General features: G+C 73.0%; 13 protein-coding genes. 3 read left to right on the plus strand and 10 right to left on the minus strand.

Going from position 1 to position 13,320, the window contains the following annotated elements; genetic code table 11:
• On the minus strand, positions 1–393 hold a 393-nt coding region (locus ACWIF2_RS37490), incomplete at its 3' end, for an LLM class flavin-dependent oxidoreductase (RefSeq protein ID WP_454365731.1).
• 104 nt (positions 394–497) lie between these two features.
• Between ACWIF2_RS37490 and ACWIF2_RS37495 the strand changes: the two genes are divergently transcribed.
• Positions 498–2,153 carry a PucR family transcriptional regulator gene (locus ACWIF2_RS37495; RefSeq protein ID WP_454365733.1) on the plus strand — a complete coding sequence of 552 codons (1,656 nt, stop codon included), beginning with the start codon at positions 498–500 and terminating at the stop codon, positions 2,151–2,153.
• A 9-nt stretch (positions 2,154–2,162) separates the two neighbouring features.
• Here ACWIF2_RS37495 and ACWIF2_RS37500 read toward each other — a convergent pair whose 3' ends face one another.
• From ACWIF2_RS37500 to ACWIF2_RS37520, 5 genes are all read right to left on the minus strand, one after another.
• Positions 2,163–3,308: a glycosyltransferase family 4 protein gene (locus ACWIF2_RS37500; RefSeq protein WP_454365735.1), complete on the minus strand. Its 1,146-nt coding sequence runs from the start codon at positions 3,306–3,308 to the stop codon at positions 2,163–2,165.
• Between the two features lie 272 nt (positions 3,309–3,580).
• Entirely contained in the window at positions 3,581–5,299 is a 1,719-nt protein-coding gene (recN, locus tag ACWIF2_RS37505; protein WP_454365753.1) for a DNA repair protein RecN, read from the minus strand.
• A gap of 160 nt (positions 5,300–5,459) precedes the next feature.
• Entirely contained in the window at positions 5,460–6,365 is a 906-nt protein-coding gene (locus ACWIF2_RS37510; protein WP_189731107.1) for an NAD kinase, read from the minus strand.
• Entirely contained in the window at positions 6,362–7,177 is an 816-nt protein-coding gene (locus tag ACWIF2_RS37515) for a TlyA family RNA methyltransferase (RefSeq protein WP_454365737.1), read from the minus strand. Before ACWIF2_RS37515 ends, ACWIF2_RS37510 begins: the two co-directional genes overlap by 4 nt.
• Before the next feature lie 7 nt (positions 7,178–7,184).
• A complete protein-coding gene (locus ACWIF2_RS37520; protein WP_454365739.1) occupies positions 7,185–7,481 on the minus strand; it encodes a hypothetical protein in 297 nt (98 codons plus the stop codon).
• A 42-nt stretch (positions 7,482–7,523) separates the two neighbouring features.
• On the opposite strand from ACWIF2_RS37520, the gene ACWIF2_RS37525 reads away from it, so the two are divergent.
• Positions 7,524–7,871, plus strand: coding sequence for a sterol-binding protein (locus tag ACWIF2_RS37525; RefSeq protein ID WP_454365741.1), 348 nt, complete (start codon positions 7,524–7,526; stop codon positions 7,869–7,871).
• On the opposite strand, the gene ACWIF2_RS37530 is transcribed toward ACWIF2_RS37525, so the two are convergent.
• From ACWIF2_RS37530 to ACWIF2_RS37545, 4 genes are all read right to left on the minus strand, one after another.
• Entirely contained in the window at positions 7,855–8,706 is an 852-nt protein-coding gene (locus ACWIF2_RS37530) for an ABC transporter ATP-binding protein (protein ID WP_454365743.1), read from the minus strand. The genes ACWIF2_RS37525 and ACWIF2_RS37530 overlap by 17 nt on opposite strands.
• Positions 8,703–9,743 carry a FecCD family ABC transporter permease gene (locus tag ACWIF2_RS37535; RefSeq protein WP_454365745.1) on the minus strand — a complete coding sequence of 347 codons (1,041 nt, stop codon included), beginning with the start codon at positions 9,741–9,743 and terminating at the stop codon, positions 8,703–8,705. Before ACWIF2_RS37535 ends, ACWIF2_RS37530 begins: the two co-directional genes overlap by 4 nt.
• Positions 9,740–10,783, minus strand: coding sequence for a FecCD family ABC transporter permease (locus tag ACWIF2_RS37540; protein WP_454365747.1), 1,044 nt, complete (start codon positions 10,781–10,783; stop codon positions 9,740–9,742). The genes ACWIF2_RS37535 and ACWIF2_RS37540 overlap by 4 nt, the downstream gene beginning before the upstream one ends.
• Positions 10,784–10,893: 110 nt before the next feature.
• On the minus strand, positions 10,894–11,925 hold the full coding sequence (locus ACWIF2_RS37545) for an HAD hydrolase-like protein (RefSeq protein WP_454365749.1): 1,032 nt from the start codon (positions 11,923–11,925) through the stop codon (positions 10,894–10,896).
• 72 nt (positions 11,926–11,997) lie between these two features.
• Between ACWIF2_RS37545 and ACWIF2_RS37550 the strand changes: the two genes are divergently transcribed.
• Positions 11,998–13,290 (plus strand): DUF1015 family protein, encoded by a 1,293-nt coding sequence (locus ACWIF2_RS37550; RefSeq protein WP_454365751.1) that lies wholly within the window; start codon positions 11,998–12,000, stop codon positions 13,288–13,290.
• Positions 13,291–13,320 lie beyond the last annotated feature (30 nt).

A 13,320-nucleotide genomic window follows, 5' to 3' on the forward strand; every position in this document is an offset into this window, starting at 1 on the left:
ACAGCTGTCCCACAGTGCGCGCACGGCCGCCGCCGACTCCTCGAGGGCGGCGGCAGGCCGGGTCCGCGGCCGGCCGTGCACGCCTTCGACGACCCGCTTGCTGGACGTGCCGAGTGCCACACCGACGGGCCGGCCGGTGACGGCGGCGGCGGACGCGGCGCCCCGGACGACGGTGAGCGGGTCGCGCACCGACACCGGCACGGGCCCGGCCGTCAGCACGGCCTGCCCGGTGGCCGCGCCGATCGCCGTCGCCAGGACGAACGAGTCCCAGGTCGGTCCCTCGCCCGCCCACACCTCCCGGTACCCGAGCCGGTCGGCGAGCATCGCGACCCGCAACGGCTCCTCTACCGGACTGTCGTCCTCCCGCCCCACTGCCACCACGCTTATGTCCATGACAGCGCCCGTACCCGGGCGATCACGCCGTAATCCGGGCATGATCGATCCCGTGCCCCCGCCGGAGATGTCCGGGAGGCATCCACGCGGGTAGCGTCCGGCACATGGACAGCGGGACGGACAGCGGTCACGACACCCAGGGCGCCGGGATCACCGTGCAGCGGGCCCTGGAGCTTCCGGGGCTGCGCAGCGGGCTGCCCGAGGTGCTGGCGGGCGCCGACCGGCTCGGGCGGTCGGTGCGCTGGGTGCACGCCGGTGAGGTGCCGCACATCGCCTCACTGCTCAAGGGCGGCGAACTGCTGCTGACCACGGGCTACGGCCTCGGCACCCGCCCCGCCGAACAGCGGGCGTTCGTGCGCACGCTGGCCGAGCGGGGGATCGCGGCCCTGGTGGTGGAGCTCGGCCCGCGCTTCACACGACTGCCCGCCGCCCTCGTCGACACGGCCCGGTCGGCCGGGCTGCCACTGGTCCAGCTGCACCGCGAGGTGCCGTTCGTCACGGTCACGGAGGAGGTCCACACCGAGATCGTCAACGGCCACTACGCACTGCTCCAGCGGGCCGAGGAGGTGCACCGGCGGTGTACCGAGGCCCTGCTGGGCGGCGGCGGTGTGCCCCAAGTGCTGGAGATTCTGGCGGACTTCGGCGGCAATCCCGTCTTCCTGGAGACGGCGGACGGACAGTTGCTGTACGCCGCCGGGGCCGGTCCCGAGGGCGCTGACCCGCTCCAGGTGTGGGAGGGGCTGCGCGGCCAGCACAAGGACGAGCCGCCGCTCGCGGGCTCGGTCCTGGTGGACGTGCCGGGCGGCGGGCCCGGCAGCGGTGGCGTTCGCGCGCGACTCGTCCTGCTGCCGGTGCGGACTCCCCTGGCGCAGGTGCACCGGATGGCGGCCGAGCGGGCCGCGGGCATCCTGGCCGTGGTGCTGATGCAGGCACGGCAGGAGGAGGAGCTGGCGGCGCGCGGACGCGGCGACTTCCTCACGGACCTCGCCGAGGGCCGGGTCACGGCGGAGGACGCCCCGGCGCAGGCACGTGTGCTCGGCTTCAGACCGGGCGAGGGCCCGTTGCTGCCGGTGGTCATGCGGCTGGGGGACGCCCTGTCCCCGGGGGGAGGCTGGGCCGTGCTGGCACGGGCGGTCGCCGAGGAGCTGGCGTCGGTGGGCGTGCCGGTGCTGCTCGGGGTGCGGCCGGTGGAGGGCCGGGTTCCGGTGCTGCTCGGGCTGCGCTCGGAGTCGGAACGGCCGACGGTCGCTGACCGGGTCGCGGCGGCGCTGCGGGCCGGGGTGGAGCGGGCCGGGATGCTGCGGCCGGGCGGGCAGCCGCCGGTGGTGGTCGTCGGGATGGCCGGCGGCTGGACGGCGGCGGCGTCGGGCCTGCGGCACGCGGCGGAGACGGCGACCGCGGCCCAGGGCCTGCCGGACCGGCCCTGGTACGACGCCCGCCGTCTGGACATCGACCTGCTGCTGTGGCGGTTGCGCGACCATCCCGACCTGGCCGCCTTCGTCGACCGGGCCCTCGGCCCGCTCCTGGAGCACGACCGCCGCTCCCGGCCGCCGCTGCTGCCCACCCTGGCGACGTACCTCGCCCACGCGGGACGCAAGGCGGAGACCGCCCGGGAGCTCCACCTCAACCGGCAGACCCTGTACAACCGCCTGGCACGGATCGGGGAGTTGCTGGGCACGGACCTCGACGACCCGCAGACGGTACTGGCCCTGAGCCTGGCGCTACGAGCCCGCAGGCACGTCTCCCAGACCCTCAGGTGAGGCAGTTCCTCAGGTGAGGGGCCGGGGCTGGGTCAACTCGTCGTAGACGCTGAGCACTTGGGCTACGGTCTCGTCCTCGCTCGGCCAGGTGGCCGCCTGCCGGACGCCCTTCTCGCGCAGCGCCTCCCGGCGCTCCGGGTCGCCGAGCAGACGTACGACGGAGCCGGCGAGCGCCTCCGGGTCGCCGTGCGGGACGACTTCGGCCGCGTCGCCGACGAGTTCGGGAATGCCGCCGACGTCGGTCGCGACGAGCGGCACGCGCGCGTGGAGGGCCTCCTGGGCGAGGACGGAGCGCGCCTCCTCCCGACGGCTCGGCAGCACGGCGAGGTCGGCGGCGGCGAGCAGCTCGGTGATGTCGTCGCGCCGCCCGATGAGCCGGACGGGCAGCCCCTCGGCCTCGATCCGCTCCTGGAGCTCGCCGCGCAGCGGCCCTTCACCGGCGATCACGACCAGGGGGACGGGGTCGAGCCGGCGCCACCCGCGGGCCGCGTCCAGCAGCACGTCGTACCCGCGATGCCGCTCCAGTGAGCCGACGGCCATCAGCAACGGCCGCCCGATGGCGCCGAGTTCGGCACGCACCTTGGGGCGCAGTCCGTCGGGGTCGTCGGGCTCCACGGGCCTGCGGGGGCCGGGCAGCGCGACGGCCGCGAGCCGTGCGTCACGGGCACCCGTCCGGCGCGCCCGGTCCACGAGCGCCGATGTCGTCCCCAGCACGACCGTGGCCGCCTTCACGACCCGCCGCTCCAGCACCCGCAGCAGATGGGCACGCGCTCCGTCGGCGTGCGCCCGGTCGTGCCAGGTCACGACCAGCGGAGTGCCCACGCGCCGCCCGCTGAGAGCCAGCACGGTACGGAACGAGGCGTGCAGCCCGTGCGCGTGCACCAGATCGGCGTTGGCACAGGCCGCCCGCAGGGCCGCCACCGATACCGGGTCACTGCTGCGCGGCACGTGCACGTGGTCGGCCCCCACACCGCTGAAGTCATAGGCGTGATTCGCCTCATAAGGGGCGCACACCGTGACTTTCACGCCCCTCGCGACAAGCCCCGCGGTCAGCGAGCGCACATGCGCACTGCTGGCGGCGTTGCCTCCACCCAGCACCTGCACGGTGCGCAGCGGCGACTGGCCAGGCGGTGAGTGGCTGCTCACGGGGGTCACGTGGGGCCGGGCTCCTGGTTCGGATCGGGCGGTCACGACGAACGTACAGAACGAACGAGCACGGAGAACGCGCCGCGCGGATTCCTACGCGTACTCCGCCAAGGATGCCAGGAGATATGAGGGTTCCGGGAACGGCGGGAGGATGGAGCGCGGGGCGCACGGGGGCTGAACGGAGCAGGTCACCCACACGAGTGAAGGGGGGCGGACTTCCGGGAGCAATCGCACATACGGTGCCCTACTCACTCGGAAGAGGCCCCTCCCTCCCGGACTCGCTAAGCGTCCGCCCGAGCCGTCGCCAGCAGCTCCTCCGCATGGGCCCGGGCCGTCTCGGAGTCCTCCTGGCCCGCGAGCATCCGGGACAGTTCCCGGACCCGGTCCTCCCCCTCCAGCACCTTCACACCGGAGCGGGTGACCGACCCGTCGTTGGTCTTCTCGACCAGCAACTGCCTATCGGCGAAGGCCGCCACCTGCGGAAGGTGGGTCACGACCACGACCTGCGCGGTCTTCGCCAGGCGTGCGAGCCGCCGGCCGATCTCGACCGCGGCCTTGCCGCCGACACCGGCGTCGACCTCGTCGAAGAGGTACGTCGGCACGGGATCCGTCCCCGCGAACACGACCTCCACGGCCAGCATCACGCGCGACAGCTCACCACCGGACGCGCCCTTGGCGATCGGCCGGGGCGGCGCGCCCGGGTGCGGGGCCAGCAGCAGCTCGACCTCGTCGGCACCCGCCGGCCCGTACGCGACCGCGCGTCCGCCGACCTCGACGCCCTCAGGGTCCTCGGTCTGCCGGATGTCGAAGGACACGCGCGCGTGCGGCATGGCGAGCGAGGCCAGCTCGGCGGTCACGGCGGCGGCGAACCGCTCGGCGGCCTCCGTCCGCGCGTCCGTCAAGGCCTGGGCGAGCCCGCCCAGTTCCGACCGCAGCGCGTCCCGCTCGGCGGTCAGCTCCCCGATCCGCTCGTCGTCACCGTCGAGTTCGGTCAGCCGGGCGGCACTCGTCTCGGCCCAGGCCAGCACGGTGGCGATGTCCTCGCCGTACTTCCGGGTCAGCCCGGTGAGCGCGGCCCGCCGCTCCTCGACGGCCGACAGCCGCAGCGGATCGGCGTCCAGATCGTCGGCGTAGCCGGCCAGGTCCCCCGCCGCGTCGCGCAGCAGGATCCCGATCTCCCCGATGCGGTCGGCGAGCGCGGCCAGCGCCGGGTCGTACGACCGTACGGCGTCCAGGGCCCGCTGGCCGCCCGCGACGAGCGTCCCGGCGTCGACGCCCTCGGGGTCCTCCGGATTGCCCGCCAGCGCCGCGTGGGCGGCCGCCGCGGCGGATGCCAGCGCCTCGGCGTGTCCAAGACGCTCGGCCTCCTCGGCCAGCTCCACGTCCTCACCGGCCCGGGGCTCGACGGCGGCGATCTCGTCGAGCCCGTAGCGCAGCATGTCGGCCTCCTGGGCCCGTTCCCGCGCGCGCGTGGTGATCTCGTCGAGCTCGGCGGAGGCGGCCCGCAGCCGCTTGTACGCCTCGCCGTACTTGGCCAGCGGCACGGCGACGGCGTCGCCCGCGTACCGGTCGAGCGCCTGCCGCTGCCGGGACAGCTTGAGCAGCCCCTGCTGGTCGGTCTGCCCGTGCACGGCCACCAGTTCGTCGGCGAGCTCGGCCAGCACCCCCACGGGCACGCTGCGCCCGCCCAGGTGCGCCCGGGATCTCCCCTCGGCGGAAACGGTACGGCTGATCAGCAGGGCACCGTCGTCGAGCTCGGCCCCGGCCTCCTCGGCGCGCACGGCGGCCGTGGCGTCGTCCGGGACGGTGATCCGCCCCTCCACGACGGCCTTCCCGGCCCCGATCCGCACGAGCGCCGGGTCGGCGCGCCCGCCCAGCAGCAACCCCAGGCTGGTGACCACCATGGTCTTGCCCGCACCCGTCTCACCGGTGACAGCGGTGAACCCGGGCGACAGCTCGACCACGGCGTCGTCGATCACGCCGAGCGACCGTATCCGCATCTCCTCCAACACGGACACGACCTTACGAGGTCCGAGCCAAGGATTGCGACTGGCCCACTCCTGTCACCCACGCGAGTGGCAACGCCCTGTCTTCAGGGGCGCGGGGAACTGCGCGACCAGCCACAGCGCGCCCGCACCCGCCGATGAGGCGCCTGCCACGCTAATGAGGAGCGCCCCGCCACCCGGAAACGGGCAGCGCGAACTTCGCCACCAGCCGGTCGGTGAAGGACGCATGATGCAGCCGGGCCAGCCGAACCGGCACAGCCCCCCGCCGCACCTCCACCCGCGCCCCCGCCGGCAACTCCACGGTCCGCCGCCCGTCACACCACAGGACACCCGGCGGAATATGCGGCAGAACCTCCACAGCCAGCACAGAATCCGGCGATGTCACCAACGGCTTCGCGAACAGCGCGTGCGCACTGATCGGCACCATCAGCAGCGCCTCGACCTCCGGCCACACCACCGGCCCGCCAGCCGAGAACGCGTAGGCGGTCGACCCGGTGGGCGTCGCGCACACGATCCCGTCACAGCCGAACCCCGTGACGGGCCGCCCGTCGATCTCGAGGACGATCTCCAGCATCCGCTCGGCGGACACCTTCTGCACGGCCGCCTCGTTCAGCGCCCAGTCCGTGTGCACGATGTCGCCGTTGCGGTGCACCACGACGTCGACGGTCATCCGCTCCTCGACCTCGTACGCCTTGGTCACCACCCGGTCGACGACCTTGTCGAGGTCGTCACGCTCGGCCTCCGCGAGGAACCCGACCCGTCCGAGGTTGACGCCGAGCATCGGCACGCCCGACGCCCGCGCGAACTCGGCGCCGCGCAGCAGCGTGCCGTCGCCGCCCAGCACTATGAGCAGCTCACACCCGTCGAGGCACTGCGGAGTGGCTTCCTTGACCAGCTCCACCTCGTCCGGCAGCGGCAGGTCACGCGCCTCGGCCGCCAGGACGCGCACGCCCAGACCGGAGCGCAGCAGCCCCTTCACCACGAGCTCGGCACTGCGCACGGCCGCGGGCCGCCCCGTGTGGGCGAGCAGGAAAACAGTACGAGCTCGGTTCTCGGTCAACGCGGCCCCTCCGCCACTGCTCGGTCGACATCGGCCGGGTCCAGTTCCGGTGCCCCGGCCCGCAGCCACAGAAAGTATTCGACATTCCCCGACGGCCCGGGCAGCGGACTGGCCGTCACGCCCTTCACCCCGAGCCCCAGTCCCCAGGCCTTCTCGGCCACCCCCCGCACCGCCTCGGCCCGCAGCTGGACGCTGCGTACGACTCCCCCGCTGCCGAGGCGCTCCTTGCCCACCTCGAACTGCGGCTTGACCATCATCACCAGATCGGCGTCCGGTTTCACGCACCGCACCAGGGCGGGCAGGACCAGCCCGAGCGGGATGAAGGACAGATCCCCCACGACAAGATCCACAGGCTCCCCATCGATTACTTCAAGCGTCAACTCGCGTACGTTCGTACGGTCCTTGACGGTGACGCGTTCATCGTTCTGGAGGGCCCATGCGAGTTGTCCGTATCCGACGTCCACGGCGACGACATGGGCGGCGCCCGACCTCAGCAGTACGTCGGTGAAACCGCCGGTGGACGCGCCCGCGTCGAGCGCCCTGCGCCCCTCGACCGCCAGCCCCTGCGGCACGAACGCCGCCAGCGCGCCGGCGAGCTTGTGGCCGCCCCGCGACACGTAGTCGGGGTCGCCGTCGTCCTGGGCCACCACGATCGCGGCCGCCGTCTCCACCTGTGTGGCGGACTTGGTCGCGACGGTCTTGCCGACGGAGACGCGCCCGGCGGCGATCAGCTGGCCGGCATGCTCACGCGAGCGCGCGAGCTTCCGGCGGACCAGCTCCGCGTCGAGACGGCGGCGTGCGACTCCTGCCACGTTCGGTTCAGCTCCTAGGTCCGTGCTGCTGGTGCTGCGACGGGGGCGCCGGAGGTCCCGGGCGGGCGTCGAGCGCGGTGAGCGCGTCGCGCAGCCCCCGGTGTACATCCTCGTACACCTCGATGTGTCCGTCCGTGGCGAGGTGGTCCGCGTCGCCGAGCCGGTCCAGACAGGCGTCCACGTCGGCGACGCCCGTGGGGGCGCGGGGCACGTTCAGGGGCGCGGGAGCGGCGGGGTCGTACCCGGGATCGGGAGCCGGCTCGTCCTCCGCCACCGCCGGGGACTCGGGAACTGCGTCGTTCATGCCCCGACGCTACCGCGAACCACTGCGGTACCGTCGTCGGCGATGGCCACGATCGAGGAGTGCCGCAGCGCACTCGACAAGCTCTCGGACAACATGCAGCGCGCCGAAGGGGACGTCCGCGACGCCGCGGCCCTGGACCGCTCGGTGAGCTGCCACATCACGGACCTGGACGTCACCTTCGTCGGCCGGATGCGCGGCGGGCGGATCGAGGTGCACGACACCGTGCAGGGACCGCCGCCCGCCAAGGCCGAGATCAGGCTCGCCATGGCCGGCGACGATCTGGTGGCGCTGGTCGACGGCGAGCTGAGCTTCGCCAAGGCCTGGGGCTCGGGCCGGGTGAAGCTGCACGCGGGCGTGCGGGACCTGCTCCAGCTCAGGAAGCTTCTGTAGCCACCTTCTCGGCCCCGGTTCCGGCGCGGGCCCGCCGCGCCGCCGGCACCACCAGCGGCGTGCCCGTCTCCGGGTCGTCGATGACCTGGCAGCGCAGCCCGAAGACCTCCTCGACCAGCTCGGCCGTGACGATGTCCTTCGGCGCCCCCTCGGCGATGACGCTCCCCTCGCGCAGGGCGATGAGGTGTGTGGCGTAGCGGGCGGCGTGGTTCAGGTCGTGCAGCACGGCGACGAGCGTGCGCCCCTGCTCCTCGTGCAGCTCCGCGCACAGGTCCAGTACGTCGATCTGGTGCTGGATGTCCAGGAACGTGGTCGGCTCGTCGAGCAGCAGCAGCGGGGTCTGCTGGGCGAGCGCCATGGCGATCCACACACGCTGGCGCTGACCGCCGGACAGTTCGTCGACGTAGCGCTCGGCCAGCTCGGCGACGCCCGTCTGCCGCATGGACTCCTGGACGACGCGCTCGTCGTCGGCCGACCACTGGCGCAGGATCCCCTGGTGCGGGTAGCGGCCACGGCCCACCAGGTCGCCGACGGTGATGCCGTCGGGCGCGATGGACGACTGGGGCAGCAGGCCGAGGGTCCGCGCGACCTTCTTCGCGGGCATCGACTGGATGACCTGACCGTCGAGCAGCACCCGGCCCTCGCTGGGCTTGAGCATCCGCGACAATGCCCGCAGGAGCGTCGACTTGCCGCACGCGTTGGGGCCGACGATCACGGTGAAGGAGTTGTCGGGTATCTCCACCGACAGCTGCTCGGCGATCACCCGCTGGTCGTAGGCGAGGGTGACGTTCTCGGCGGACAGACGGTTCACAGTGCTCCTTTGGTTCTTGCTCATATCCGGCCCGCCCTGCGCTCGGTGACCAGCAGCCACAGCAGGTAGACACCGCCCAGCACGCCGGTGACCACGCCCACGGGCAGCTGCTCGGCGCCGAACGCCCGCTGCGAGAGCCAGTCGGCGGTGACCAGCAGGGCCGCGCCCATGCACAGGGAGGGCAGCAGGTTCGGGCCGGGCGAACGGGTCAGGCGCCGGGCCAGCTGCGGCGCGGTGAGCGCGACGAAGCTGACGGGACCGGCGGCGGCGGTCGCGGACGCGGTGAGCAGCACGGCCGCCACCATCAGCAGCAGACGCACCCGCTCCACCCGGACCCCCAGGGCGTACGACACATCGTCGCCCATCTCCATCATCCGCAGCCCGCGCGCGTTGCAGAGGGCGAGCGGCACGAGCACGGCGCACAGCCCGAGCAGCGGCCACACCTGGTCCCAGTCACGGCCGTCGAGCGAGCCCGTCATCCACACGACCGCGCGGGCCGCGTCCACGATGTCGGACTTGGTGAGCAGATAGCCGTTGACCGCGGTGACGATCGCGGAGACGCCGATGCCGACCAGCACCAGCCGGTAGCCGTGCACGCCCCGCTTCCAGGCGAGCACATAGATCGCGAGCCCGGTCACCAGGCCGCCCACGAGCGCGCCCAGAGCGACCTGGTTCGCGTCCCCGGAGAACAGCACGATCATCGTGAGCGCGCCGGCCGTCGCCCCCTGACCGAGGCCGAGTACGTCCGGACTGCCCAGCGGATTGCGGGAGATGGACTGGAACAGCGCGCCGCCGAGTCCGAGCGCGGCGCCGACCAGCAGTCCGACCAGGACCCGCGGCAGCCGCAGCTCGTTGACGATGAACTCCTGGCCCTCATTGCCCTGCCCGAACAGGGTCCGCAGCACATCGGCGGCCGGGATCGGGAAGTCGCCGGTGCCGATGAGTACGACACTCGCCGTGAGCGCCGCGGCCAGCAGCAGAAGCACGACGACGAAGGCCCGCACGTCCAGACGTATCGAGAGCCCGCCCGGGGACCTCACAGCACGGTTGGTGGTCTTCACAGCTGCGCCGTCCTCCGCCGTCGTACGAGGTAGATGAACACCGGTCCGCCGAGGATCGCGGTCACGATGCCCACCTGGAGTTCCGCCGGCCGGGCCACGATCCGGCCGATGACATCGGCCCCGAGCAGCAGCACGGGCGACAGGATCGCCGCGTACGGCAGGATCCAGCGCAGGTCGGGCCCGGTGAAGGAGCGCACGACGTGCGGCACCATCAGCCCGACGAACACGATCGGCCCGCAGGCGGCGGTCGCGGCCCCGCACAGCACGGTCGCGGCCAGCATGGACAGCGCCCGGGTCCGGTTCAGGTTGGCGCCGAGCGCCTTGGCGGTGTCGTCGCCCATGGCCATGGCGTTGAGCGGCCGGGCCAGGGCCAGCGCCAGGACCGTCCCGGCCAGCAGGAACGGCAGCACCTGCTCGATGGTCGAGTCGGTCGCCGCGGAGAGCGAACCCACCGTCCAGAACCGCATCTTGCCCAGCGCCGCGCCGTCCATGATCATTACGGCCTGGAGGTAGCCGTAGAGCGCGGCGCTGAGGGCCGTACCGGCGAGCGCGAGCCGCACCGGCGTCGCGCCCCGGCTGCCGCCGAGGAACCAGACCAGCGCCCCGACCGCGGCCGCGCCGAAGAACGCGAACCAGACGTAGCCGCTGAGCGAGGTGATCCCGAGGAACGTGATCGCGGTGACGACCGCGGCGGACGCCCCGGCGTTGATGCCGAGCAGCCCGGGGTCGGCGAGCGGGTTGCGCGTGAGCGCCTGCAGGACAGCACCGGCCAGTCCGAGGGCGGCACCGGCGAGCAGCCCCAGCACGGTCCGTGACATCCGCTCAGCGACGACGACGTCGCCGTACGTCCCCGAGTCCTCGAACAGACCGTGCCAGACCTGCCCGAGGGACAGCTCTTTCGCTCCGATCGCGATACTCGCCAACGCGACGAGCACCAGGATCGCGACGGCCAGGACCAGCCCAAAGGCTCGTACCACCCGTCGAGTCGGGGGCGCGGGGGCAGTCTCCGCGCGCTGTTCGGGGGGACTCTCGACCAACACGCAGGTTAGGTTAGCCTACCCTGCCATTCGATCACGATTTCGGATCCCGGCCACGGTCCTCCGGCCGCACAGCCGAAGCGTGCCCGCGCACCACGGACCCCAACCCGCGCTCAGAGGCCCAGCTTTGCCAGCGCCTTCCCCCCGTCCAGCTCGCACACGCCCTCTCCGGCGGCCGTCCACGCCGCCGCACACAGCGCGCGCAGCCCGTCCAGCGCCTCGCCGTCCCCGTCGAGCTCCAGTGCCTCCGCACCAGCCGTCGCCGTCCAGCCTCCGCACCGGAATCCGCCGTCGCCCGCCTCCTCCACCTCGGGCTGGCCGCTGAGCATCCCCCGCAGATCGGCGTCCACATACGTCGGCCGGTGCTGCGGCGGCGCGGCCAGCAGCTGCGCGCCGTCGGTGACCCCGGTCAGGACGAGCAGCGAGTCGACGTCCCCGTTGAACGCGCCCTCGATGTCCGTGTCCAGCCGGTCCCCCACCACGAGCGGCCGCTTCGCCCCGGTCCGCAGGATGGTCTCCCGGTGCATCGGCGGCAGCGGCTTGCCCGCGACCTGCGGCTCGGCGCCCGTGGCGATCCGGACGACCTCCACCGCCGCGCCGTTGCCCGGCGCGATCCCGCGCCCGCTCGGAATCGTCAGGTCGGTGTTGGACGCGAACCACGGCACGCCGCGCGAAACCGCGTAACAAGCCTCCGCGAACCGGCCCCACGGCAGCTCGGGCCCGCCGAACCCCTGCACGACCGCCGCCGGATCGTCGTCCGCCGACTCGACGGGCACGAGCCCACGCTCGCGCAGCGCCACCCGCAGCCCCTCACCACCGATCACCAGCACCCGGGCGTCCTGCGGCACCTGCTCACTGATCAGCCGCGCGACCGCCTGCGCCGAGGTGATGACGTCGTCCGCGCCCGTGGGTATCCCCAGCTCGGTCAGATGCGCGGCCACGGTGTCCGGAGTCCGCAGCGCGTTGTTGGTGACGTACGCGAGCCGCATCCCCCCTGCCCGCGCCTCGGCCAGCGACTCGACGGCGTACGCGATCGCGCTCCCGCCCGCGTACACGACCCCGTCCAGATCGAGCAGAGCCGTGTCGTACGCCTCGCTCAGGGCCTGCCCACTGGCCTCGGGCCTCGTCCTGACGCTCCGGCTCATCCCGCATCGCTCCTCGTTCGACGGCTTTCCCCCGATCATCCCCCATGCCACTGACACCCGTACGATGCCGGGATGAACACAGCAGGTCACTCGGAGGCAACGGAGCACCGAGGCCTGGAACTCACCCCGTTCCGAGGCCTTCGTTACGACCCCGACCGGGTCGGCAGCCTTGCCGCCGTGACATCTCCGCCGTACGACGTCGTGGTGCGCCCCGACGGCCTGCACCACCTCCAGTCCTCAGACCCGCACAACATCGTCCGCCTGATCCTGCCCCAGGCCGCCACGCCCAGTGCCCGCAACGAACAGGCCGCCGAGACCCTGCACCGCTGGCTCTCCGAGGGCGTCCTGGCCACCGATCCGGAACCCGGCCTCTACGTCTACGAGCAGCGGGACGGCGCCGGCATGCTGCAACGCGGCATCATCGGAGCCCTGCGCGTGTCGGACCCCGCCGAGCAGGTGGTGCTGCCGCACGAGGACGTCATGCCGCACATCGTCGCCGACCGCGCGGCCCTGATGCGGGCCACCTCCGCGAACCTCGAACCCCTCCTGCTGACCTACCGCGGCGACGGCTCGACCACCGCCACGGCGGACCTGATCGAGCGCACCGCCGACCGGCCCCCGCTCCTCTCCACCACCACGGAGGACGGCTTCAGCCACCGTCTGTGGTCCGTGACCGCCCCCGCCGACCTGGCCGCGATCCAGACCGACCTGGCCCGTCACCAGGCCCTCATCGCCGACGGCCACCACCGCTGGGCGACCTACCGCCGGCTCCGCACGGAGCACCCCTCCCCCAGCCCGTGGGACCACGGCCTGGTCCTCTTGGTCGACACGGCCCGCTACCCGCTCCGGGTCCGCGCCATCCACCGTCTCCTCCACGACCTGCCGGTCGACCGGGCCGTCGCAGCCCTGCACGGCCTGTTCCGGGTACGCCGCCTGACGGCCCCCCTGCCCGAGGCCCTGGAGGCACTGGCGGACGCGGCCTGCGAGGGCAACGCGTTCCTGCTGGCCGGCGACGGTTCCTTCCATCTCGTCGACCACCCGGACCCGGATCTCCTGGCCCGTACGATCCCCGCCGACCGCCCCGCGGCATGGCGCACCCTAGACGCGACGGTCCTGCACGCCACACTCCTCGAGCACGTCTGGCACATCCCCGAGGACTCCCCCGCCCACATCGCCTACATCCACGACACAGCCGCCACGGTCGCCAAGGCGGAACGCGACGGCGGTACGGCCGTCCTGATGCACCCGGTCCGCGAGGAGGTCGTCCGGGACCTGGCCCGGCAGGGCGTGACGATGCCGCGCAAGTCGACATCGTTCGGCCCGAAGCCGGCATCGGGCCTGGTACTGCGCACGCTGGACCTCTGAAAACGAGAAGGGGGCGGATCCCCACCGGGA

It is taken from the genome of Streptomyces sp. NPDC055506 (genome assembly GCF_053643595.1).